This is a genomic window from Alteromonas sp. CI.11.F.A3 (assembly GCF_032925565.1).
In the GTDB taxonomy this organism is placed as follows: Bacteria; Pseudomonadota; Gammaproteobacteria; order Enterobacterales; family Alteromonadaceae; genus Alteromonas.
On sequence record NZ_CP136708.1, the window covers coordinates 3,084,066 to 3,108,879 of the forward strand.

Consider the following 24,814-nt stretch of genomic DNA (forward strand, 5'->3'; position numbering starts at 1 on the left):
GCACACTCAATGTGTAATTTAATTACAGAAAAAACCAACGATATGAGAGCAATATAGCAGTGCTTAAACGATTATGTTGTGATAATTTTGTTAAAATAACAAAAAACCGGATGAAAACGTATGCATTCATCCGGCTTTTAACTTATATGTAACAAATAAAGGCTTTAGGCGGTTAGTTTTTAGCCTTATTTGATGATTTTACCTACTAACGCTTCTGCTTCTTGAATCAATTCCTGTAAGTGAGTTTCACCTTTGAAGCTTTCAGCATAAATTTTGTAGATTTGTTCAGTACCAGATGGACGTGCTGCAAACCAACCATTTTCAGTAGATACCTTTACACCACCAATAGCGGCATTGTTACCCGGTGCATGGGTTTGCACTGCCGTAATAGGTTCACCTGCTAGGGAATCACTAGTAACTACCGAAGCATCCATTGCAGAGAGCTTCTGCTTTTGCTCTAAGGTAGCAGCGACATCTACGCGATTATAAACTGGCGCCGAAAACTGTTCGGTCAGTGTTTGATAATGTTCACCAGGATCTTTTTTGGTCACCGCCAAAATCTCAGCGGCCAGTAAGCAAAGAATAAAGCCATCTTTATCGGTAGCCCAAGTCTCGCCATCACGTTGCAAGAAAATACCACCGGCACTTTCTTCACCTGCAAAACCAATATTGCTGTTCGATAGGCCATCAACAAACCATTTAAAACCAACGGGCATTTCGGCAAGCGGCTTATCTAAGCTATTTGCCACGCGGTCAATCATGCTGCTCGAAACCAGTGTTTTACCGATTTTCAGTGAAGCTGGCCATTGTGGTCTGTTTGTATATAAGTACTGAATAGCCACCGCTAGATAATGATTAGGGTTCATCAGACCGGCACTTTTACATACAATGCCGTGGCGATCGAAATCTGGATCATTACCCCAAGCTAGGTCAAAATCGTCTTTTAATTCGATTAAGCCTGCCATAGCATAAGCGCTTGAACAGTCCATGCGTAATTTACCGTCTTTGTCACGACGCATAAATCCAAACTGAGGGTCGACAGCAGGGTTCACAACCGTGATGTCTAATCCGTATTTCTCGGCAATACGTGACCAGTACCCAATACCAGCACCACCCAATGGATCGGTACCTAGTTTCAAGCCGGCCTTAGCAATGGCCTGCATATCAATAACCTGAGCAAGGTCATCAATATAAGGTTCCATGAAATCTTCTTCGCGAACTAAACTTCTGGCTCTAACCGAACGGATATCAATGCGTTTAACGTCTTTATTGCCCTCGGCAATAAGCGCATTAGCGCGGTTTTGAATTTTCGTCGTCACGTCGCTATCTGCAGGGCCACCATGAGGAGGGTTATATTTAAAACCTCCGTCTTCAGGTGGATTATGTGATGGGGTTATGACTACCCCATCAGATTTAACAGCCCCGTTTTCACGATTGTAACGAATGATAGTACGGGAAATGACCGGCGTTGGTGTATAGCCTAAGCTTTCGTTGTCGCTCCGCTGGATAACAACATCTACCCCGTTGGCACTGAGTACTTCAATAGCGGTGATCATGGCAGGCTCAGACAAAGCATGGGTATCTTTACCTATAAATAGCGGGCCTGTAATACCTTCTGATTCACGATATTCAACTAATGCTTGGCATATTGCACTAATATGGGTATCGGTAAAAGTATAGTTCGACGCCGATCCTCTGTGCCCTGAAGTACCAAAACTTACTGCTTCAGTAGGGGCAGCGGCGTCTGGTTTGTAGCTGTAATATTGGCTAACAAGTTGCGCCACATTAATCAGTTGCTCAGGTGCAGCTGGTTTACCAGCCTGCGGATGTAAAGCCATGAAAAGTCCTTATTTTAAGTTAAGCGTTTATTTGCCCTCTGGGGCGAATCGACTTACTACCGTTTCGACGACATCGGGCTGATACCCTAATGTACGCAAAACTTGTTCCAGCATGTTTACTTTTTTCGCGGTATTGTTGTTGGTGACTACCCAAAATGGGCTATCAGGAATGGCTTTGGGGTTAGTACTACTGCCATTTTCTAACAATGCCTCTTTGTTTGTAGCAAAATAGGTACGATTTTTACCGATAATCGATTTAACATTTTCAAAGGTATCGCTATTTAGCTTATGCGCAGCACTTAAAATAAATAAGAACTGGTCGACACGTTTGGTAAACGTCGATAACGCATCTTTAGATACCATACCCACAATATCATCTTTATTGTGATTTTCTATTTCAGTTACTACTGGCGCGGTCACGTCTTTTTTAACAGGCGCTTTGGCGGGGGTTGTTGATTTTGCAACAGGTGACTTTGTTGCTGCGGCTTTGGCAACCGTTGTTTTGGGCGCCGCTTTCGTCACGGTTTTAGTGGCGGGCTTCACTTGTGCTTTTTGCGCCGAAGCGGTAGCAGTAGGGGCAGCTGCAACCGGTGCTGGCGTAGCTTGTACTGACTCATCAGGTAGGGAGGCGTTGCTTGCACCCTTTATTTCACCATCTTCAGGCAATAAAAGCCTACGTAAAATTTCTGATGCGCTCTCGCCTATATGTTTTGTTTGGCTGGCGATAAAGGCATACAAATCATCATCTATTTCAATGCTTTTCATAACTACTTCCTTAACAAGATGCCCCATTATAGACAACCGATACGCACAGCGCAGCACTATTTCTAACCTAGCCCTAAATTCGTTAAAACCAACATTAAAATGATGCTTTTAAGGTGTTAAATAACCAAGCTTATACCTTTGTATGGGAGCCAACTGCTATTTCAGCACTTTAGTTGCTACTATCAGTATATAAGGGGTTTAAAAGGTAACGTTTTATCATGCGAAAAGAGATTCAATTAGTGCATGACGCGCTAAGTCAGAAAATTATCGGCAAATCTGAACAGCTAAAACTCGCGGTGACGTGTTTACTAGCACATGGTCATCTCCTTATTGAAGATTTACCTGGCATGGGTAAAACCACACTTTCCCACGCACTTTCCCACGTATTCGGTCTTCAGTATTCGCGTATCCAATTTACGTCAGACTTGCTCCCATCAGACATGCTTGGCGTGAATGTTTATCAAAGTCACAATGGTGAATTTCAATTTAGACACGGCCCCATATTTAGCCAAGTTGTTCTTGCCGATGAGCTGAACCGAGCCAGCCCTAAAACGCAAAGTGCCTTGTTAGAGGCGATGGAAGAACGCCAAGTGAGTATTGATGGCACCACCCACGCGCTACCTTCGCCTTTTTTTGTTATTGGCACTCAAAACCCTGGTTATCAATCTGGCACCTATCCGCTGCCTGAATCACAACTAGACCGCTTTTTTATGCGTATATCGCTGGGCTTTCCTAATTGGGAAGCCGAAAAAGCTATGCTACAACAATCAACCGATGTCCAGCAGCAGATAGTGTCGTGTTTATCGCAGACTGATTTGATCACGATGCAAGATGCGGTTACCCAAGTGCATGCTAGCGATGATGTGATTAATTATATATTGCGATTAGTGACAGAGAGCCGAGCACAAGGGCGCTACCCTACCCCATTATCGCCACGGGCTAGCCGGGCCTTGTTGCAGGCAGCTAAAGCTTGGGCTTATATACACGATAGAACCTTTGTTACGCCAGATGATGTGCAAGCTATTTTCATTGCCGTTACTGAGCATAGGCTTAATGCAAGTACCCCTGAACATACGGGCTCGTCACTAAGTCAGCATTTACTGGATAGTATCGATCCGCTGGCGGCGTAATCCATGTTTAAAAAGGTATTTCACAAGCCTTGGCTTGCTTGGCTAGATAAACGCATTCCGCCGAATCCTTCACATGCACTGAATATGCGTTCGGTATTTATTTTACCGAGCCGTTTTGGCTGGGGATTTATCGTGATGTGTATGTGCTTATTTCTTTTAGGCACTAACTATCAAAATAACCTCATGTTGCTATTAAGCTATTTGTTACTTAGCGTAATGTTACTCACGTTGTTTTACAGCTATCAAAATTTTGCGGCTATTGCCCTTAGCGTGTCGCCGCCAAAAACCGTTTTTGCTAACACGACAGCCCACCTTACTCTCAATCGGGTTAAGCACTCCAACTACAAAACCAAACCTGAAGGTTTATTGCAGGTTCAGTGGCTTCAGATACATAAGCTCAAGCTGCCGAAGCTCAAAGATACGACCTCAATAACCTTTGATATTGGTAATCAAGAACAACGACTTTCTATTCCGGTGTTACTTTATACTAGAGGTGAACACAAACTTCCCCGCTTAACGTTAAAAAGCGCCTACCCCTTCGGGTTATTTAATTGCTGGACCCACCTAGATTTTGACGTAGAGGTTATGGCATATCCAGAGCCAAAAGCTGGGAAACTTGGTGAAGTGGTTCACTACACGCAAGACGCTGCTGGAAGTAAAGAAGATGAGCGACAAGGTAATGAGGACTTTTTTGCCCTTACCGATTTCATTGAAGGCGAACCATTAAACCGAGTTGCATGGAAACAGGTCGCTAAAACAGGAAACTGGGTGGTAAAGCAGTTTAGTGAACAAAAAAGTGATGACGTATATTTAAGCTTACCGCCAAACACACCACTCGAAGAAGGGTTAAGTGCGTTAACCCAAAAAATAGTGTCGATGCAATCACAAGGTGTGCACTATGGTTTAAAGCTAGGTAGTACAACCTTTACGCCCAATAACTCTATTGCACATATGCATCAATGCCTAAGGGCACTGGCGACTTACCCCAACACAACTTTTGCGGTCAGCAGTGCTTCCACCACTCCAGTTGCCGCAGCCTCATTAGCAGCCCAAACCACAGGTGACAGCGCTTCGAAAGGGCTTAGCAAATGAACCATAAAGCAAATATGCTGCTAGCCACCTGCTTTATGGTATTAACGCTTAGCCTGCTTACCCCACTGCTAACTTGGGTGGTATTGCTCGCCATATGCGCGGTTATTATGCAAAGCGCATTATATTTTAGGTGGCAAGAATATAACCCAAGTAGCCGCACCGTAAATTTATTAGCGGTTCTGTCCTTAATAGCGTTAGGTTGGTTTGGTCTTTCTATTGGTTTGCTCAATAGCATGATTAACCTCTTAGTCATCGCCTGCTCATTGAAGCTTATGCTGCTTTCAAGAACAAAAGATTTTTTACAGCTTTTCTGCTCCTGCATATTTCTTGTGGGCTGCGGTTTTATTTTTGCGCTAGGGTTAGAAGCGTGGATAGGCTACGTCGCGGTAATTGTGCTTTTGTTTACTGCTTTATCATTGGTATACGCCCCCGCCAGAAGTTTTAGGGTGTCTATGCGTAAATCGGCGATAATACTGCTGCAAGCATTTCCTTTGGCTGCATTGTTATTTGTAGTGATGCCGCAGCTTCCGCCTTTATGGCAAATGCCGACGTCTAAATCGAATGAAACAGGTTTATCGGACTCGGTCACGCCAGGGGATATTGCTTCACTGGCGAGATCGTCCGATTTAGCTTTCACTGCAACCTTTGAGCAAAGCCCACCTTTGGCCGAACAGCGATATTGGCGCGCCATGACGATGGAAGCCTTTGACGGTAAAACGTGGACCATTAGCCCAAGACGAAAACAAGCTGAAGCACAGCTTAAAACCATGGGCCGAAGTCTTGCAGCGCCCTCAACTAAGGCATCATTAACACCCTCAGAAAACTACCAGTTGATTGTAGAGCCCAGCAATCAGCGCTGGCTATACTCTCTTGATGTGTCTGCTGAAAACACAGATTTAGACAATCCTGAGATGTGGCGTCAGTTTAATTATGCATTAAGAGCAGCACGTCCAATTGTGGGTAAACGAGCGTTTTATTTAACTTATTTTCCAGATACGCCACTTGTTAGTGAGATATATGATTTTGATTATCAGCTTAATATTCAATACCCAATAGACAGTAACCTACGTACCCAAGCGTGGGTAAAGCAGCTAACGGCAAATGTACAAAGTGAGCGAAGTATTGCCGAAGATATTTTACGTCACTTTAAAACCGGTGGATTTAGCTACACCCTACAACCTAACGCTATGCCGAACTCGCCTATAGACACCTTTATGTTCGAAGCAAAGGCAGGATTTTGTGCCCACTATGCCAGCGCCATGGTGTTTGCCCTTCGGGTTGCGGGTATTCCTGCTCGTATGGTGACAGGTTATCAAGGTGGTGAATTATTAAGTGATAACGTAATACAAGTTCGCCAATATGATGCCCACGCTTGGGTGGAAGCGTTAATAGACGGCGTTTGGGTGCCATTCGACCCTACCAGTATGGTTGCTCCCTCTCGCATTTCCTTTGGGTTAGAGCAAGCACTAGCCGATTTTAACGAAACCCGCAGTGAAGGCATGTTTAAAGATTTAGGTTCTGCTGAGCTGTTTTTATCGATAAGAGGATGGTTTCGCCAGCTAGATTATCAGTGGAGTAGATTAGTACTGGGTTTTGATAATCAAACACAAACGGATTTATTGAAAAAACTCCTTGGCGATTTAACCTCTCAAAAAATGACGTTTTTCTTTCTAAGCGTAATTGGAATAGTGAGTATTTTTTTGCTGGTGTTGTTCTTCCCTATTAGAAGAAAGTCGACCTTGCCTAAACATCAACGCATTTATTTAAACGCCGTTGAGTTGGTGTCGAATTTTACTCAGATAGCGAGAGAAAATAAGGGAAGTACTGCCTACTTCAAACAAGTGAAACCTTTTTTACCAGCAAATGCAGCATCGCTATTTAACACGCTTACTCAAGACTTTGAACATGCACAATATCAAGGTGCCACAGACGGTGGTCGCGATAGCCAAAAGCAAAAAGAACGTACCATGACAGATGCACTTGCTGCGTTACAAAAAGACTTAAAGCGAACAAAACCAAATTAACGCTGTGTATTGTTGATCCGCTTTAGTGTCCGCTTTAGTGTTCACTATAGTGATCAGCGAAAAATGCGTAAGTACATTTGGTATAATATCCACCAATTCAGTGCACCTTAGCACTTCATTTGCACCATTGTGGTTTGATTCTGATCATTCCAGCAATACATTAGCTTAAGTGAATAACAATAAAGCACTGATTTAAAACAATTTAAAATAAAATCGCTTTTTTGGCACTATTCTCGCTAACCATTAATCAGTACGAGTCGGTTTGTAAGCTGACTAACACAATCTATCGAATTGGATAAAGACGTCCACAACCTTCTTTGGAAACAGGGAATGGTGTGGACGTTTTTTTTTGTTCGTTTGTTCTATCGATGAAAGCAGTGATGTGGCTCGTTAATTTAAAATAATTTACAAATCAGGGTGATTAATTATGGCTTATTTACTTCCCGCCGAGTTTGCCACGAAAATGGTAGATGCCGGTGAATCTAAAATCTACATGTCTACTCGCGACACACTTATACGCGCCTACATGGCAGGTGCAATATTAGCGCTAGCTGCCGTATTCGCTATTACTATTGCAGTGCAAACAGGCATCTTCCTACTGGGAGCGGTATTGTTCCCCGTCGGTTTTTGTATGTTGTACTTAATGGGGTTTGATTTGCTAACCGGTGTATTTGTACTCACGCCTCTTGCGTACTTAGCGAAACGACCCGGTGTTACTCCTAAACAAATTTTACGTAACTGGGGTTTAGTCTTTTTAGGCAACTTTGGCGGGGCATTGACGGTTGCCTTTATGATGTCTTTTATTTTTACCATGGGCTACAACGTCGATGGTGGCGCTATCGCTGCTAAAGTAGCCAGCATTGGTGAAGCAAGAACATTAGGCTATGCAGAGCATGGCACCGCAGGTTGGTTTACTATCTTTATTCGCGGCATGCTTTGTAACTGGATGGTATCACTAGGTGTAGTTGGCGCTATGATATCTACACATGTAAGCGGAAAAGTGCTGGCCATGTGGATGCCTATCATGCTGTTCTTCTTCATGGGCTTCGAGCATTCTGTGGTAAACATGTTCTTATTTCCATTCGGTCTTATCATGGGCGGTGAATTTTCCATCATGGATTATTTCGTTTGGAACGAAATTCCAACAGCCCTTGGTAACCTTGTTGGCGGTTTAGCGTTTACTGGTTTAACGATTTACAGCACCCACGTTAAAACTGCACCTAAGCGTAAAATTCCTGTTGCTGAAAAAGCACCAGCGAAAGTCGCTGCCGTATAATTTATCAAGCCCGATACGCTTCCACTGTATCGGGCTTTTTTCTTATGCAGATACAATCTTTATCACTTCACTATAGCGAATGCAGCAGCGCTGGCGTTAAGCCTATAAACCAAGACGCGTGCGATGCTTTTATCCCCGCTAATACTAGCCCAGCTTTGACATTAAAAGGGGCTGCCTTTGCGCTTGCCGATGGCATAAGCAGCAGTACGGTTAGCCAAATTGCCAGTGATTTGGCAATTAAAGACTTTATTAAACAATACTTTTGTACCCCTGAAACGTGGGGGGTAGCGCAAAGTGCTAAAACCGTTATACAAAGTATCAATGCCACTTTATATACCAAAACCCAGCAAAGCCCTTTTTGCTATACCCCTGATAAGGGTTACGTATGCACTTTTTCTGCGGTTATTGTTAAAGGCGATACGGCGCATATCTTCCATGTGGGTGATGCCAGAGTGTGTTTGTATTCCGATGGAAAGCTACAAGTACTTACCCAATCTCATCGGGTAAACCACTCAAAACATGAATCTTACCTCGCTAACGCACTGGGCGTGCATGCTAATGTGGACATCGATTACCTTACGGTACCGTTAAAAGCAGGCGATACCCTTACTCTAATGACAGATGGCGTGTATGAGTATGTCTCTTCCCTCACACTTGCTTCACTGATATCGACGGTGCACGCACCTGAGAATGACGCTTCTGTTCGTAACAGCTCTTTTCAAAACAGTTCTAGTGTAAAAAAGAGTGACACACCTCTCGCGCAACGCCTGGTAGATTTGGCGCTAGAAAACGACAGCAATGATAATGTTTCCTGCCAGTGTATAACGGTAGCGAGCGTGGGCGATGGCAAATTTGTAACACCGGAATATGCGGTTGATGAAACGTCACTTCCTATTATTAAGCAGTTAAATGTAGGAGAGACAGTAGATGGCTATCGTATTGAACGACAACTATACCAATCGGCTAGAAGCCATGTTTTCTTGGCGTGGGATGAAAATACCAAAACCCATGTCGTTATTAAAATACCCTCTACTGAACTGGCACAAAACGGCGAATACCTAGAACACTTTGCGTTAGAAGAATGGCTAGCACGGCGGATTAAATCTAACCATGTGATTAATGTACCTGCCCGTACTCAGCCGCCTTCATGCATGTATACCATTAGCGAATATATTGAAGGGCAAAACTTAACCCAGTGGCTAACAGACAACCCTAAGCCAGATGTAGAAAAAGTGAGAAGTATTATTGAGCAGGTAGCTCAAGGCTTAATGGCTATGCATCGGGAGGGGCTGCTTCATCAAGATATTCGCCCTGAAAATATCATGATTGAAGCATCTGGTAACTGTAAAATAATAGATTTAGGCTCGGCTCGTGTTGCGGGCATTAGTGACGCACTGTTTGAACATGAGAGTGATATTATGGGCACTGCAGCTTATGTTGCTCCAGAATATTTTTTGGGTGACAGTGGCTGTGATCAATCCGACCTTTATTCCCTTGCGGTACTTACCTATTACTTACTCAGCAACCGTTTTCCTTATGGAACACAGGTAGCCAAAACCCGCACCGTGGCGGCGCAGCATAAACTTAAATACCAATCGGTACTTGATGATAGACGACCTATTCCAGCTTGGATAGATGACACGTTAAAACGGGCGTTACAGCCTAACCCTGAAAAGCGTTTTACCAGCTTATCTGAATTTACCTATCATCTTCGCCACCCTAGTCCAGCTTTTCTCAATCGCGTAACTGCGCCATTAATACAACGTCATCCACTGAAATTTTGGCAGGGACTTTCTCTGCTATTAGTGATTAGTAATGTAGTGACATTCTTACTGCTTTATGGCAATCATTAACTCATATCAATAACCCGTATCACTCGAAAAAGGAAATGCAATGATTACCAATCGAACTCAAGTTACCGACATGATCCAGTCTTCAAAAATTTCTAAAGGAATTAAATGGAGTGAAATTGCCCAAGCTGTCGGACAATCTAAAGAATGGAGTACCGCAGCTTGCTTAGGCCAAATGGCTATGACTAAAGCTCAGGCAACGGCCGTAGGTGAAATGCTTGAACTGAGTGATGAAGCTATTGCGTGGTTGCAGATTGCGCCCTATAAAGGCTCGTTGCCAACCGAAGTACCTACCGATCCGCTTATCTATCGCTGGTACGAATTAGTTAGTGTTTATGGCACTACCTTAAAAGAACTTATTCATGAGGAATTTGGTGACGGAATTATGAGTGCTATCGATTTCTCGATGGATTTACAACGTGAGAACGATCCAAAGGGTGACCGTGTAAGCGTGGTGATGTCTGGAAAGTTCCTACCTTACAAGATGTATTAATTAGCCAAGGTGCTATTGGTAATAGGTTATGGCTGAAGCGGTCTTTACTCACTTCTTATAAGAGTGTCCTGAAGTACCCCACTTAGTCGCTTTGTGTAGAAGCTCCGCGTGGCGAAGCAGGCATAATGTGCGTAGCGTTAAGCAACAAAAAAGCCCGTCTGGTATGCCAGACGGGCTTTTATATGCTTCACACTAAGGTAAGCATGAATGCCTACCTAGTTAGTCGCTAATTACTTAGCTTCTTTACGTGCTTTAGCTTCTTCCATTACTTTGTCAGCTACGTTTTGTGGACAAGCTGCGTAGTGTGAGAACTCCATAGAGAACTGACCACGACCAGATGTCATTGTACGTAGTGAACCGATGTAACCGAACATTTCTGATAACGGAACGTCTGCTTTAATGCGAACGCCAGTTAAACCAGCTTCTTGGTCGCTAAGCATACCACGACGACGGTTAAGGTCACCGATTACATCACCAACGTGATCTTCTGGCGTGAATACGTCAACTTTCATGATTGGCTCAAGAAGTTGTGCACCCGCTTTAGGGATCGATTGGCGGAAAGCGCCTTTAGCTGCGATTTCGAACGCGATTGCTGATGAATCCACTGCGTGGAAGCCACCGTCAAAAAGTTCAACTTCAACGTCTAGTACTGGGAAGCCAGCTAGAACACCTTCGCCCATCATTGACTTGAAGCCTTTCTCTACTGCAGGCCAGAATTCTTTTGGTACGTTACCACCAACAACTGATGAAGTGAACGTGAAACCAGAGTTCGCTTCGCCAGGCTTGATGCGGTAGTCGATTTTACCGAACTGACCAGAACCACCAGATTGCTTCTTGTGCGTGTAGCTATCTTCAATTTCTTTAGTGATAGTTTCACGGTAAGCAACTTGAGGTTGACCAACAATAAGGTCTACACCGTAAGTACGCTTAAGAATGTCTACTTTGATGTCTAAGTGAAGCTCACCCATACCTTTAAGGATGGTTTCGCCTGAATCTTCATCAGTTTCAACTTGGAAAGAAGGATCTTCTGCAATCATTTTACCGATAGCGATACCCATTTTCTCGTTTCCGCCTTTATCTTTAGGCTGAACAGCAATCGAGATTACTGGAGTTGGGAATACCATTGGCTCAAGTGTTACTGGATCTTTCGGATCACAAAGTGTGTGACCAGTTTGTACGTTCTTCATGCCTACGATTGCAATGATGTCACCCGCTTGTGCGCTAGATAACTCAATACGTTCGTCAGCTTGCATCTCAACCATACGGCCAACACGCTCAGTTTTACCTGTAAACGAGTTAAGGATGGTGTCACCCTTGTTCAACTTACCAGAGTAAATACGTACGAAGGTTAGTGCACCAAAACGGTCATCCATGATCTTAAATGCTAACGCTTTAAACGTTTCATCAGCAGATACGATTGCATGTTCACCGTTTTCAACACCTTCTTCGTCCATAAGAGGCTGAGGATCAACTTCTGTAGGAGATGGTAAGTAGTCAACAACAGCGTCAAGTACTAGTTGAACACCTTTGTTTTTGAATGCGGAACCACAGAATGTAGGGAAGAAAGCAAGGTCACGTGTACCTTTACGGATACAACGCTTGATGTCTTCAACCGAAGGTGTTTCACCTTCCATGTACGCTTCCATTAGGTCATCGTCTTGCTCTACAGCAGTTTCGATAAGCATTTCATGGTATTCATCAACTTTGTCTACCATGTCTGCAGGAACGTCTTTAATTTCGTAGTTTTCAGGAAGACCAGTGTCATCCCAAACGTATGCTTGTTTAGTCAATACGTCTACTACACCTACGAAGTCATCTTCGATACCAATTGGTAGCGTCATAACTAGTGGTACAGCACCAAGTACTTTACGTACTTGCTCAGTTACACGGTAAAAATCAGCACCCATACGGTCTAATTTGTTTACGAAGATAATACGTGCAACTTCTGATTCGTTAGCATAACGCCAGTTAGTTTCTGATTGCGGTTCAACACCACCAGAACCACAGAATACACCGATACCGCCGTCTAATACTTTTAATGAACGGTAAACTTCAACTGTGAAGTCAACGTGTCCAGGAGTATCGATAACGTTGAAGCGGTGATCTTTCCAGAAACAGCTTACTGCTGCCGACTGGATAGTAATACCACGCTCAGCTTCTTGTTCCATGAAGTCAGTAGTTGACTCACCGTCGTGTACTTCACCGGTTTTATGGATTTGACCAGTAAGCTTCAAAATACGTTCTGTAGTGGTAGTTTTACCCGCGTCTACGTGGGCGAAAATACCAATGTTTCTGTAATGGGATAAGTCTGACATTAGTTCACTTTCATTGATTCAGCGTAAAAAAACGGCCGGATTATAAAGGATTTCTGTACAAGAGATATACCTTTATTTAGCACAAACTCTGAAAATGTTTGTGGAAAACCGAGCCACCATTAATTTTTTATTTAAATATCAATAGCATAAGCAATATGAATATTTTATTAAAAATAACAAAAACACACCTCGTTTTACGAAGTGCGTACAATCGTTACTGTAACTTCATCTCTGTCATGATAGAGATGTCTTACCTTGACAGTGAATGCATCGTCTAACGCATCCAATCTGGTCATTAACGTCGACATGGCCTCGATTACGGTTTCATATCGTCGTTTCATGGGTAGCTTTAAATTAAACACTGCGTGAGTGGCCCAATGTTTTACCAACCAGTCACCCATCAGCTTTGCTACCCGATCGGGTTGCTCTATCATATCACACACAAGTAAATCTACACGACCAAATTGTGGTCTGTATGTAAACCCGTCTGCAGCATGATGTTCAACAAGCCCTGTGCTCATTAAACTCTCGGCAATGGCACCATTATCAATCGCTTCTACGTACATTTCACGTTTCACCAATTGATAAGTCCACCCGCCTGGGCAGGCCCCTAAATCTACAGCTCTGCCACCGGCTCTTAACACCAATCGTTGTTCTTCGGCACTTAGCATGTTCACCAACGCGTCTTCCAATTTAAGGGTCGAACGACTTGGCGAGTCAGAAGGGAACTTTAATCGGCAAATGCCCAAATGGTCATTAGAGCGGTAGCCAGCAAGACTATAACCTATATAGCAGGTTTCAAAAGATTCAAAGAAAACATGCAGTTTAGGTTTAGTATCGTTTTCCTTAGGCGATAACCAGCCCTTCTTTCTTAATGCCTGACGAAGAGGAACGGTAAACTTCCTACAAAATTTCGCAAGGGTTTTGCCATCTTCCGTATCTGGGTATTCAACGTCGATAGCGCCGAATACGCCATGTGCGCCAGTGAGTTCTTCTAGCGATACATCTTCTAGCGCCTCGAGCACTTGCCCTACTCTATCGTCTTTTTCTATGTTATTCAGGGTAGCGAACACCCCAATCAATTGGCGGGGGAATATAGACTCACTCACTGCAAATAACGAAAGGGCGTTGCCCAAGCTTGTTTTATCGTACAAATGGTAATGTACAAAGCCCGTGTTCGATTTTGATACAGGATAACCAAAGAATTCTTTTTCGCCATAACGGGTAGCCAGTTCATTAGCGGTGTCGTTTTCATAGCCGGGGCGACAATAAGCCAAAATGCTAGTCATTAGATTTTTCCTTACTGATCTTTCCATTCAGAACGGCGATGGCCAATGCTATCCACCCGATAATAAAACATAGGCCGCCCAAAGGCGTAATGGGGCCAAATAACCCGTTACCGGTTATCGCTAATAAATACAAACTACCACTGAACAGCGCACAGCCAATCACATAAAGTGCCGCTACCGCGTTAAGCCATTTAGACGAAACGTATGCTGATAATGCGGGAAGCGCGACTATGGCTAAACCATGATACATCTGGTAGCGAACCCCAATTTCAAATGTAGATAATGCGGTTGGTGCTAATATTGCCTTTAGCCCATGTGCACCAAAAGCCCCTAGCATTACCGCGGTAGCCGCCAAAAGAATGCCAGCGCAAAGCCAGATTTTATTTAGGCTTTGGCTATCGTTTAGCCCCTTGTTAACAGCTCCTGCGTTATCTATTGGCTTATTCAAAGCTGCTACCCATGACATTGAGTGAGAGTAAAACCGAAGGTAATTGGTAATTCATTATGTATTTACGCGTGCCTTTATAAAATCAGCGGTCGATTTAGCCGCGCATTCTATATGGGTCTCTAACGTAAAGCCACTTTGCTTTCTAGGTTTAAAACTGTGATCGCCGTCAGCTAAATAGGAAACCGCAATAGCACTAGATAAAGAATAGGCACTCACCTCATCTTTCGTTCCAAAGGTATCACGCTCGCCTTGCAGTATAAGCAGCGGCTTACTAAGCGTTTCTAAATGAGCGGTTCTGAGTTTTTCTGGCTTCCCTGGTGGATGAAATGGATAACCGAATGCTATAGCGCCTATTATTGATTCAGCATCATCAAGCAACATGGTTGCCATTCTACCGCCCATAGATTTTCCACCAATAAAGGTAGGTACACTAGCTTGGGTGTTAGCCACTTCGTTAATGAGCGCATTAAAATGTGCAAGTAACTTTTCTGCTTTATCAGGCGGTCTACGCTTCCCCGTTTCCATCATGGTTTGCATATAGGGAAAGTTAAATAGTACCACTTCAATATTTTGACTAGTTAACTGCGAAGCCATTGCTTGCATAAAATCATGGTGCTTACCCGCACCCGCGCCGTGCGCAAGAATAAGGCGGGCTATTGGCGTTGCAGTTTTGTCGCTTGTACTTACAGCTCTCACGCCAGCGCCTTCTGTACTACTATCTTTCGCATTTACGTCTGCTGAATTCACAGAGTGAATTTCAAAATCAAACATCACCGCACTCATTATCTGAATTATTTCTATTTTTGAAATTCATTACTCTTGCTCTTCTTCTACCAAGCCTAAGATCCACTCTCTGAACGCGGCAATCTTACCTAACTCAGCTTGGGATTCTTCGCACACCAAGTAAAAAGCATCACGGCTTTCTACTTTCTCTTCAAATGGCATAATTAATCGACCAGCATCTAACTCTGGACGCGCAAGCACCGTGTTACCTAATGCAATGCCCTGCCCCAATGCCGCGGCTTGCAATACCAACATGGAATGACTGAAAACCGGACCTTGGTTTACATTCACACCCGATACACCCACATATTTAAGCCAGTTTTTCCATGCTGCGCGACTTAAGTCATGAAGCAGCACATGATGACGCAAATCTGCCAAGCTTGTTAACGGCTTAGGCCCATTAAAAAGCATAGGAGAACACAAGGGGGTGAGAAATTCGCGGTGCAGTTTGTCGGCCTGTAACCCACTCCAGCGGCCTTTTCCGTAGTAAATCGCAACATCGACATCGTCGTCCAGAAAGCCTTCATCAAAATCTACCGCTTTAATTCTGACGTCTATGTCAGGTTGCGCCACGCTAAATTGACTGATTCGAGGCACCAACCACTGACTGGCAAAACTCGGCGGCATAGCAACAGTGATGGCGCCTTTGCTGCCTCTTGCCAGTAACCTTTCCGTGGCTTCTTGTAAGTTTTTAAAGATGTCCTTCAACTCAAGAAAATAGGCTTGGCCTTCCTCGGTTAACAGCAGGGTTCTGTTACGACGAATGAATAACTTCATCGATAAGAATTCTTCAAGCGCTTTAATTTGATGACTTACCGCTGCTTGCGTAACAAAAAGCTCATCCGCCGCTTTAGTGAAACTTAAATGTCGGGCGGCCGCTTCAAAGGCTTTTAAAGCATTTAGAGGGGGAAGACGTCGATGCATGTTTAGAAATAAACCCTGTGTGACCTACTCATACTATAGTAGCAGTGTTTGCATTAGTTTTACTAATGACAACCCATACTTTTACTCGTTTTATTTTTGCACTAATTTTGGCTACTATTTGCGCGAACTTTGAAAAGAGGTACGAATATCAACTCTTTACAAAGCCTACTTGTTAAGCAATTTAACAAATGGAAACATATTTTTAAATTATTTTTATTAGGTGTGAAAATGAAAAAATTATTACTAGCTAGTGTATCTGTAATGGCTTTTGCAAGCGCTGCTGCGAATGCTAACGTTCAACCAGAAAAGATTAATCTTCAATCATTAATTACTACTGCAATGACCAGCGTAAACATGGCAGACGTATTGCCTGAAAACGACGCTCACATTAGTGTTAAGAAACAGTCAACTGCATTACTGGCAGAAGAAACGCAAATCGCGTTACATAAAAATTTGCTTGCCATGGCGAAAGAAAATAACAAAGAGACTACTGTAATAGTCGCTGAAAGCGAATAGTAAGTGTCCACACCTGATACGCGTGCCGGTGCATCACACCGGCATTCGCCATCAGACTTGGCCTAGGTATTACTGGTATCTAACGGCTCAAACCCTTTCACCAATTTATCTAACGCTTTCATTTGCGCTAAATATGGCTCAAGTTTCGCCAAAGGCAACGCACATGGACCATCACACTTTGCTTCATCCGGATTCGGATGCGCTTCAATAAATAAACCCGCTAGGCCTAATGCCATACCACTTCTTGCAAGTTGTGCCGCTTGAGCACGACGGCCATCGGCAGATGTCGCCCTACCACCTGGCATTTGTAAAGCGTGGGTAGCATCGAAAATTACTGGTGCGTAGGACTTCATTGCATCCATGCCCAGCATATCAACCACAAGGTTGTTGTAGCCAAAGCTACTGCCTCGTTCACATAAAATAACTTTATCGTTACCCGCTTCACCTAATTTAGTAATGATATGACGCATTTCATGAGGTGCTAAGAATTGCGGCTTCTTCACATTAATAACACTGCCCGTTTTAGCCATTGCAACCACCAAATCAGTTTGGCGTGCTAGAAAAGCCGGCAGCTGAATCACATCAACCACTTCAGCAACCGGGGCGGCTTGATGAGGTTCATGTACATCGGTAATTAATGGCACATTAAACGTTGCTTTAATTTCTTCGAATATGCGCAGGCCCTCTTCCATACCAGGGCCACGGTAAGACGTTACCGATGAACGGTTAGCTTTATCAAATGAGGCTTTGAACACATAAGGAATACCCAATTTCTGGGTCACTTCAACATAATGCTCGGCAATGCGCATGGCAAGATCTCGAGACTCTAATACATTCATTCCACCAAAAAGTACGAAAGGTAAGTTATTGGCCACTTCTACATCGCCAACACGAATGATCTGTTGAGATTCAGACATAATTAATTCGTTATCCGTTAATTTCTAGAATAAGGGTTGTTTGGTTACTGCCACCATCGCAGTTGTCATTAGTACAATCAGCGCGGCAATAAAGAACGTCCAACGTCCTAAAGGTGTTTTTGCCTTTTTAAGCGCAAATAAACCGAGTACGATGTAAGCAATTACGCCCGCTAATTTAAATGTAAGCCATGCATTTACAATGGGATATTGAGACAAAATAACGCATAGCCAAATTGCACTCGCTAATAAAACAGTATCAACAATATGAGGCACAATTTTAACCCACTTTTTGGCTAAAATGGTGGCGTCGAATTGTGACCAAATAAAGCGAAAAACAAACAGTAAAATACTTAATCCTACTGCCGTCAAATGCAGATGTTTCGCCATCATATACATACAATAATTCCTGTCGTTCTTAAGCTTTGATTATGTAATTGTTTATTATTGTACGTTATTTACAGGCATTCGACTAAGTTAAACATATTCAGGAATGTCAGGGTATTGATGTTGTATGGCGATGAATCTTTCAATGTGGTTCACCAAGTAATCAACTAACTGAGGGTCGAAATGTCGCCCCTTTTCTTCTATGAGCACTTTTTCGACCTTGTCTATTGGCCACGCCGTCTTATAAGGACGCGTATTGAGTAATGCATCAAACACATCTAGCAAGGTTGCTATGCGACTTTGTAACAAAATAGCTTGCCCTTCAAGGTTTTCAGGATAGCCTTTGCCATCCCATCGTTCATGATGTTGTCTTGCCAATGTTGCGGCTAACTGGATGGTGGGCCTAGATGAATCTTTTAAAATTTGATAGCCGAATTCAGCATGTTGACGAATAGCAAAGACATCATCTTCGGTTAATGGCTGCGTTTTACGCAAAATGGCAACAGGTACCCGAGAGTTACCAACGTCATGAAGCGGTATTGCATGCTTAAGTAACCGCACATCATTTTCATTCATGCCTATGCCACAGCCCATCACCTCTGCCATGGCACTCATTCGCGCAATATGATTACTGCCCTGCCCTTCATGCTCCATGGCTTTGCCTAAGCGTTCAATAATTTCTCTTTGGGTACTTTCCACTTCAATGGTTTTAAGTACATTGTCAAATGCTAGCTGAACACTGTTTGAAAAACGTCTAACTAAGTGCTTGTCATTATCTCCAATGCGTCGTGGCAAACCAGATAAATAGAGCAAAGCGCCGTTTTGGGTTTTGCTGTTGCAGTACGCCACCACGTGGTCTTCTGCGTATACAATTTCACGGTCGCGCATCGCGCGCTTGCACAGTTCATATTGTTCAGGCGACACGGCGTCTTTTAACAAAACACCTTCTTTATCTGAATACTCACCGTTGCCCGCAAATACGTAAAGTTCGTTAAGATCTAGCGCTTTGGTAGAGTTTTGTGACGCATCGGATGTAGCAGCTACCGCAGTAGTAATATAGGCCGCATCTTGCGAACAACCCAAAATTGACGCGAGTTGTTGAATAATGCCTTGCATAAATTTTTCGAGCGAACTAGATGAAAATAAGTCTACAGACGCATCAATAATTTTTTCCAAGCCAGCTCGGCTCTCTTCAATCACGATAATATCGCGATAAGAACGCAGTGCGGCAATGATAACGGTGAATAGCTTTTGTGCGGTAAGTTCTGTTTTAGATTTATAGTCATTAATGTCGTAATTAATAATGACATCTTTTTCAGGCGCTTGCCCTGGCTGACCGGTACGAAGAATAATACGGGTAAAATGATTGTCTAGTTCGTTGCGAACATAATCAGCTACCAGCAAGCCCGCATCGTCACTTTCCATCACTACATCGAGTAAAACCACCGCAATATCATCATGTTCTCTAAAGCAACGTTTTGCTTCATCGCCACTGTACGCACTAATGAATTCAAGGGTTTTACCGTTTAAGAAAAAGTCATTGAGAGCCAATTTGGTGATCGCATGAACTTCGGGTTCATCATCAACAATAAGAATTTTCCATGTGCCCAACTCTTCTACTACATCATCGTCATCTTCTTCGATGAAAAATAAATCGTCACTCATCTATAACTTCCTGGTCCCAAAATGCTTTTAAAATACTAATGCAATACGTATTTTTAGCAAGTCTCATATGGAAGTAACAAAATAGAAGTGACAAATTCTTAACGTGTTGTAGATAGGTAACCGTAAGTGACTCGATCGTTTCCACCATAATCTTTTTCGGTATGAACGTTTACAAAGCCTTGAGCCTTTAACAGGTCGCTAACTGCCTTTGCTTGGTCAAAACCATGCTCGAAAGCCAGTAAACCGCCTTTAAATAAATGCATGGGTGCAAGTGCAACAATATGCTTTATATCATCAAGCCCATCGGCGCCCGAGGTAAGCGCTGATGCTGGTTCAAAACGAACATCCCCCTGTTGAAGAAAAGGGCTGGATGTTTCTATATAGGGTGGATTGGAAACAATAACGTGAAATCTTTCGCCCGTTAAATTATCGAACCAACTACTTTGCTTAAACTGTGCATTAGTAATGCTATTAAGCGCTGCATTGTGCGTGGAGAGTTGAACAGCTTCATGCAGTAAATCTACACCTGTGACATTTGCATGGGGTAACTCAGAGGCCAGTGCCAGGGCAATCGCCCCCGTGCCTGTGCCTAAATCACAAATGGCTAGCTTGTTATTTTCTAACCCAGGGCCTGCGTGCTTATTATTTAAACGCGTATTGGCAAATTCAGCTGACGCGATACAAGCAAGGGCCTGCTCTACCAATACTTCTGTATCGGGTCGAGGAATAAGGGTATGGGGCGAGGTTGCTAAACGTAAAGTCCAAAAGTCACGGCTACCGGTTAGGTAAGCTACTGGCATACCTTGTGCGCGTTTAGTTACTAACGTTTTAAAGCGGGATAACTCGTCAACGCTTAAGGTTTTGTCTGGCCATGTAAATAGGTAAACTTGAGGTTTATCTAATACATGGCTTAACAGCACTTTGGCATCAACCGCTGGCGATTCGCCTTCATGTAACTCGGCTACCGCCCACGCTAATGCTGCGTCTATACGCATGGTATTATTCGTCTGACAACGAGGCTAATAAGTCAGCTTGATGCTCTTGCATAATAGGGTCAAGAAGCTGCTTCAAATCACCTTCTATCACTTCATCTAAACGGTAAATGGTTAGGTTGATGCGGTGGTCGGTTACGCGGCCTTGCGGGAAATTATAGGTACGAATTCGCTCTGAGCGATCACCACTTCCAACTAGGCTCTTACGGGTAGATGCTTCTTCTGCCGCTCGTTTTTCTTCTTCAATGTTATTCAATCGAGCTTGCAATACCGACATGGCTTTCGCACGGTTTTTATGTTGCGAACGCTCATCCTGACATTCAACCACTAACCCTGACGGTAAGTGAGTAATTCGAATAGCAGAGTCGGTTTTGTTAACGTGCTGACCACCGGCACCCGATGCTCTAAAGGTATCGATGCGAAGGTCTGCTGGGTTAATATCAATGGCTTCTGATTCTGGAATTTCAGGTAATACCGCTACTGTACACGCAGAAGTATGTATACGACCTTGAGATTCTGTATCCGGTACACGCTGAACGCGGTGACCACCAGATTCAAATTTCAAAATACCGTAAACGCCGTCACCACTAATATTCGCGACAACTTCTTTATAACCGCCGTGCTCACCTTCGTTAGCGTTTACTAGCTCGACGCGCCAACCTTTGGTTTCAGCATAACGGCTGTACATACGGAATAAATCGCCTGCAAATATTGCTGCTTCATCACCACCGGCTCCGGCACGTACTTCTAGGAAGCAGTTGCTGTCATCGTTAGGATCTTTAGGTAACAATAAAACTTGAAGCTCAGTTTCTAGGCGTTCAATATCTGCTTTCGCAATTTTTAATTCTTCTTGCGCCATTTCACGCATTTCTGCGTCATCTTCTTTGAGCATCTCATTCGCTGAATCAAGATTTTCTTGCGCTTGTTGGTATGCATTAAAGCCTGCAACTACGCTTTCTAGCTGGCTAAACTCTTTTGACAAATTACGAAACTTATCTTGATTGCCGATTACTTGTGGGTCGCCTAATAAGGCCTGCACTTCTTCGAAGCGTTCCACCAAGTTTTCGAGTTTTCTGACAACCGAGTCTTTCATATTTTTATGTTTACCTTATTTTTTGATATCTGACGTAGTGTCAGATAACGATAGTGCTTGCCCCAACCACCGGCTCAGCGCCGGGTCATCATGCATGGCAGCTTCTCTAAGTGCCAGGGTTGTGGGGTGCAGCAATGTATTGGTTAGCTTGTAGGCCATTTCACTAAGCACCGTTTCAGCATCTTTGCCTTCAGTTAACTGTGCCAATGCTTTCTCTACTACGTCGTCACGCTGTTCCATGCCCTTTTGACGATATTGCCTAACTAAATCGATAGATTGTTGAGACTGCTTCCAGCTCATATAATCGCCAGCTTGCTTTTCAATTAGCTTTTCAGCTTCAAGAGCCGCTTGCTCACGATTTTGTAAATTCTTTTGAACGATGTGCTGTAAATCATCTACGGTATATAAATAAGCATCACCCAATTCATTCACTTGGGCTTCAATATCTCGAGGAACCGCTAAATCAACTAAAAACATTGGCATATTTCTGCGCTGTTTCAACGCTTTCTCTACCATACCCTTGCCTATTAAGGGTAGCTGACTAGCGGTAGAGCTAATAACTATATCGAAATCTTTTAAATGTTCCGGTACTTGAGACAGCGTAAATACGCTGGCATCCAAGGTTTCAGCCAACGCTTCAGCACGTGAAATAGTTCGGTTGGCCACCGCTAAGCAACTTACCCCTTGCTCTTTTAAATGCTGAGCCACTAATTCGATAGTTTCACCCGCACCCACCAACAAAACCGAGCGCTTAGGTAGCTCAGCAAATATATGCTTGGCCAATTGCACTGCGGCATAAGCCACACTAACCGCATTTGCACCAATTTCAGTTTCGCTACGTACACGTTTGGCAACAGAGAAAGTGTGCTGGAACAGCTTATCAAACTCGGTATTAATCATACCTGAGTGTTTGGCATCGCCAAAGGCTTGCTTAACTTGCCCTAATATCTGTGGCTCGCCAAGAATGAGGGAATCTAAGCCACTTGCCACCCGCATAATATGTTTAACCGCGTCATCTGCAGCAAGCACATAACTGTTGTTGGCAATTTCATCAACCTCAACATGGTGGAAGTTTGATAACCACTCTAATAATGCAGTAGCACTTTCATGCTGAGTATTCACATAAAGCTCTGTGCGATTGCACGTTGATACAATCACCGACTCATCAACCCCGTCTACCTTTCTTAATGACGCAAGTGCTTCCACCAGAGAATCTGGTGTAAAAGCCACTTTTTCACGCAATGCGACAGGGGCGGTTTTGTGATTAATACCAAGGGCGAGTAGAGTCATTCAAATCTGTGCTGGCAACGTCGGACGCGCATTGTACGAAAAACCCAAAATGATTGAAAGTGTTGGTAGAACTGTGTTCACATAAAGTATGAACTTTACCTAAGACGATACCCAATGATTCGCTTCGTTTTTATACTTGTACTGGTTAGCCTACTTATCAGCGCCTGTACCACACTACCTGATGGCCCTGAACGCGCCGTAAACCTTAGCGCCCAGCTTAAAAAGGTGGCACAAGTTGATGCCTGGCAATTGCGCGGAAAAATAGCTTTTAGGCAGGAAAAAGAAGGGGCTAGCGCTAACCTTTTGTGGAAAACCGATGATGTCGATTTTCATTTCCGATTAACCAATTTGCTTGGTGTCACCATGGTTGATTTGAACGTAAATGGTGATAAAGCGATTTTAGAGGCGGGTAATGACGTATATGAAGACGCCGACCCCGAACCTTTAATTTACTATACTACTGGCATGGATATTCCCGTTGAACCCTTACTTTCGTGGATTAAAGGGCTTCCTCTTGCCGATGATAAATTTACTCTTACTGACAAGGGGCTACTTAATACGCTTGAAAGTAATTGTAACGCCTGTAAAGGGTGGCAAGTCAGTTATGCTAACTATGGCAATGTGACTACTCCCGAAGGCAATAATGTGTGGCTACCCCATTCAATAAACTTGGTTCAGCCCAATCCGCCATCAACAACGCTAAAAATAAAAATATATGAATGGACGCTGCTTTAGTGAGAAACCCAACATGACAAACCTAGATTGGTGGCCTTCCCCTGCCAAACTTAATCTTTTTCTGCATATTAACGGTCGTTACCCTAATGGCTATCACCAATTGCAAAGCTTATTTCAAATGCTTGATTACGGCGACAAGCTAGCTTTTGCAATCAATGATTCCGGCGTGATTACTATGCTTACTCCTCTTGAAGGGGTAAATGATGAAGATAACCTTATTGTGCGTGCCGCCAAACTACTCGCTGAACATGCGAATATTCATAAAGGCGTTAGTATTAGTTTAGAAAAATGTTTGCCCATGGGCGGCGGGATTGGCGGTGGCTCATCAAATGCTGCCACCACCCTAGTCGCACTGAATCATTTATGGGGCGTAAAGTTATCAGAAGACGAACTTGCTGAGCTAGGGCTCAAATTAGGTGCAGATGTCCCTATATTTGTTCGTGGTCTTACTGCTTTCGCATCAGGCGTAGGAGAAGAAATCACCCCTGCCCCACAAGAAGAAAAGTGGTATCTGGTGGCGAACCCCAATGTGCATATTAGTACCGCCGAAGTATTTACAGCTGAACAATTGACCAGAAATACGCCAATTATGCAGTGGGAAGACTATCAATTTGAAAAAACTCGCAATGATTGTCAGCAATTAGTCGTTAATCGCTATCCCGAAGTTGCAAATTTATTACAGTGGTTGGTACACTACGCACCGTCGCGAATGACGGGCACAGGTGCCTGCGTATTTGCCACCTTTTCTGACGAAGTTTCAGCCGTACAAGTTCAGGCTCAACTGCCCGACACTTGGCAAAGTTTTGTCGCAAAAGGTGTGAATCGCTCACCGCTATTACAAAAATTAAAAAAATCAGAGCACGTGTACGCCACATCGGACAAGAAATAAAAAATTGGGGTATAGCCAAGTTGGTAAGGCAGCGGGTTTTGATCCCGCCATTCGTAGGTTCGAGTCCTGCTACCCCAGCCAAACCTCTTTTATCAACGCACTGAGG

22 protein-coding genes and 1 tRNA gene are annotated in these 24,814 nt (G+C 43.5%); 10 read left to right on the forward strand and 13 right to left on the reverse strand.

Annotated elements, in window-relative coordinates; genetic code table 11:
* Positions 1–185 precede the first annotated feature (185 nt).
* Positions 186–1,838 carry a phosphoglucomutase (alpha-D-glucose-1,6-bisphosphate-dependent) gene (pgm, locus tag R1T43_RS13285; protein ID WP_317349671.1) on the reverse strand — a complete coding sequence of 551 codons (1,653 nt, stop codon included), beginning with the start codon at positions 1,836–1,838 and terminating at the stop codon, positions 186–188.
* Between the two features lie 27 nt (positions 1,839–1,865).
* Complete coding sequence (gene seqA / locus R1T43_RS13290) at positions 1,866–2,603, reverse strand: replication initiation negative regulator SeqA (protein ID WP_317349674.1); 738 nt, start codon at positions 2,601–2,603, stop codon at positions 1,866–1,868.
* Between the two features lie 218 nt (positions 2,604–2,821).
* Here seqA and R1T43_RS13295 point away from each other — a divergent pair, with 218 nt between their 5' ends.
* The 6 genes from R1T43_RS13295 (at position 2,822) to cynS (ending at position 10,468) form a co-directional block, all read left to right on the forward strand.
* On the forward strand, positions 2,822–3,733 hold the full coding sequence (locus R1T43_RS13295) for a MoxR family ATPase (protein ID WP_317349675.1): 912 nt from the start codon (positions 2,822–2,824) through the stop codon (positions 3,731–3,733).
* Positions 3,734–3,736: 3 nt separating this feature from the next.
* Positions 3,737–4,825 carry a DUF58 domain-containing protein gene (locus tag R1T43_RS13300; RefSeq protein ID WP_317349677.1) on the forward strand — a complete coding sequence of 363 codons (1,089 nt, stop codon included), beginning with the start codon at positions 3,737–3,739 and terminating at the stop codon, positions 4,823–4,825.
* Positions 4,822–6,849: a DUF3488 and transglutaminase-like domain-containing protein gene (locus R1T43_RS13305; protein WP_317349679.1), complete on the forward strand. Its 2,028-nt coding sequence runs from the start codon at positions 4,822–4,824 to the stop codon at positions 6,847–6,849. The genes R1T43_RS13300 and R1T43_RS13305 overlap by 4 nt, the downstream gene beginning before the upstream one ends.
* 427 nt (positions 6,850–7,276) lie before the next feature.
* Positions 7,277–8,125, forward strand: coding sequence for a formate/nitrite transporter family protein (locus tag R1T43_RS13310; RefSeq protein WP_317349682.1), 849 nt, complete (start codon positions 7,277–7,279; stop codon positions 8,123–8,125).
* Positions 8,126–8,169: 44 nt separating this feature from the next.
* A complete protein-coding gene (locus R1T43_RS13315; protein ID WP_317349685.1) occupies positions 8,170–9,978 on the forward strand; it encodes a bifunctional protein-serine/threonine kinase/phosphatase in 1,809 nt (602 codons plus the stop codon).
* A 40-nt stretch (positions 9,979–10,018) separates the two neighbouring features.
* Positions 10,019–10,468 carry a cyanase gene (gene cynS / locus R1T43_RS13320; protein WP_211069416.1) on the forward strand — a complete coding sequence of 150 codons (450 nt, stop codon included), beginning with the start codon at positions 10,019–10,021 and terminating at the stop codon, positions 10,466–10,468.
* Between the two features lie 230 nt (positions 10,469–10,698).
* Here the strand turns inward: cynS and fusA are convergent, their stop codons facing one another.
* The 5 genes from fusA to R1T43_RS13345 all read right to left on the reverse strand — a co-directional run bounded on the left by fusA (position 10,699) and on the right by R1T43_RS13345 (position 16,227).
* Positions 10,699–12,783, reverse strand: coding sequence for an elongation factor G (gene fusA / locus R1T43_RS13325; RefSeq protein WP_211069417.1), 2,085 nt, complete (start codon positions 12,781–12,783; stop codon positions 10,699–10,701).
* 194 nt (positions 12,784–12,977) lie between these two features.
* Complete coding sequence (gene rlmM / locus R1T43_RS13330) at positions 12,978–14,072, reverse strand: 23S rRNA (cytidine(2498)-2'-O)-methyltransferase RlmM (RefSeq protein WP_317349690.1); 1,095 nt, start codon at positions 14,070–14,072, stop codon at positions 12,978–12,980.
* Positions 14,065–14,409 (reverse strand): DUF423 domain-containing protein, encoded by a 345-nt coding sequence (locus R1T43_RS13335; protein ID WP_317355829.1) that lies wholly within the window; start codon positions 14,407–14,409, stop codon positions 14,065–14,067. Before R1T43_RS13335 ends, rlmM begins: the two co-directional genes overlap by 8 nt.
* A gap of 165 nt (positions 14,410–14,574) precedes the next feature.
* Entirely contained in the window at positions 14,575–15,291 is a 717-nt protein-coding gene (locus tag R1T43_RS13340) for an alpha/beta family hydrolase (protein ID WP_317349693.1), read from the reverse strand.
* A gap of 42 nt (positions 15,292–15,333) precedes the next feature.
* Positions 15,334–16,227 carry a transcriptional regulator GcvA gene (locus tag R1T43_RS13345; protein WP_317349696.1) on the reverse strand — a complete coding sequence of 298 codons (894 nt, stop codon included), beginning with the start codon at positions 16,225–16,227 and terminating at the stop codon, positions 15,334–15,336.
* A 228-nt stretch (positions 16,228–16,455) separates the two neighbouring features.
* Between R1T43_RS13345 and R1T43_RS13350 the strand changes: the two genes are divergently transcribed.
* Positions 16,456–16,743 carry a hypothetical protein gene (locus R1T43_RS13350; RefSeq protein ID WP_317349699.1) on the forward strand — a complete coding sequence of 96 codons (288 nt, stop codon included), beginning with the start codon at positions 16,456–16,458 and terminating at the stop codon, positions 16,741–16,743.
* A gap of 62 nt (positions 16,744–16,805) precedes the next feature.
* Here R1T43_RS13350 and kdsA read toward each other — a convergent pair whose 3' ends face one another.
* From kdsA to hemA, 6 genes are all read right to left on the reverse strand, one after another.
* Positions 16,806–17,660 carry a 3-deoxy-8-phosphooctulonate synthase gene (kdsA, locus tag R1T43_RS13355; RefSeq protein WP_317349702.1) on the reverse strand — a complete coding sequence of 285 codons (855 nt, stop codon included), beginning with the start codon at positions 17,658–17,660 and terminating at the stop codon, positions 16,806–16,808.
* Positions 17,661–17,684: 24 nt separating this feature from the next.
* Complete coding sequence (locus tag R1T43_RS13360; protein ID WP_317349705.1) at positions 17,685–18,056, reverse strand: SirB2 family protein; 372 nt, start codon at positions 18,054–18,056, stop codon at positions 17,685–17,687.
* A gap of 78 nt (positions 18,057–18,134) precedes the next feature.
* Positions 18,135–19,709 (reverse strand): DUF3369 domain-containing protein, encoded by a 1,575-nt coding sequence (locus R1T43_RS13365; protein ID WP_317349708.1) that lies wholly within the window; start codon positions 19,707–19,709, stop codon positions 18,135–18,137.
* Between the two features lie 98 nt (positions 19,710–19,807).
* Positions 19,808–20,704, reverse strand: coding sequence for a peptide chain release factor N(5)-glutamine methyltransferase (gene prmC, locus R1T43_RS13370; RefSeq protein WP_317349711.1), 897 nt, complete (start codon positions 20,702–20,704; stop codon positions 19,808–19,810).
* Positions 20,705–20,708: 4 nt separating this feature from the next.
* The gene (gene prfA, locus R1T43_RS13375) at positions 20,709–21,794 is read right to left on the reverse strand and encodes a peptide chain release factor 1 (protein ID WP_211069426.1); all 1,086 of its coding nucleotides are present in this window, start codon (positions 21,792–21,794) and stop codon (positions 20,709–20,711) included.
* Positions 21,795–21,809: 15 nt separating this feature from the next.
* The gene (hemA, locus tag R1T43_RS13380; protein WP_317349713.1) at positions 21,810–23,084 is read right to left on the reverse strand and encodes a glutamyl-tRNA reductase; all 1,275 of its coding nucleotides are present in this window, start codon (positions 23,082–23,084) and stop codon (positions 21,810–21,812) included.
* A 114-nt stretch (positions 23,085–23,198) separates the two neighbouring features.
* Here hemA and lolB point away from each other — a divergent pair, with 114 nt between their 5' ends.
* From lolB to R1T43_RS13395, 3 genes are all read left to right on the forward strand, one after another.
* Positions 23,199–23,819, forward strand: a complete 621-nt coding sequence (gene lolB / locus R1T43_RS13385) for a lipoprotein insertase outer membrane protein LolB (RefSeq protein ID WP_211069428.1) — start codon at positions 23,199–23,201, stop codon at positions 23,817–23,819.
* A 13-nt stretch (positions 23,820–23,832) separates the two neighbouring features.
* Positions 23,833–24,708, forward strand: a complete 876-nt coding sequence (ispE, locus tag R1T43_RS13390; RefSeq protein WP_317349714.1) for a 4-(cytidine 5'-diphospho)-2-C-methyl-D-erythritol kinase — start codon at positions 23,833–23,835, stop codon at positions 24,706–24,708.
* Between the two features lie 5 nt (positions 24,709–24,713).
* A tRNA-Gln gene (locus R1T43_RS13395) sits at positions 24,714–24,789 on the forward strand.
* The last annotated feature ends 25 nt before the right edge of the window (positions 24,790–24,814 follow it).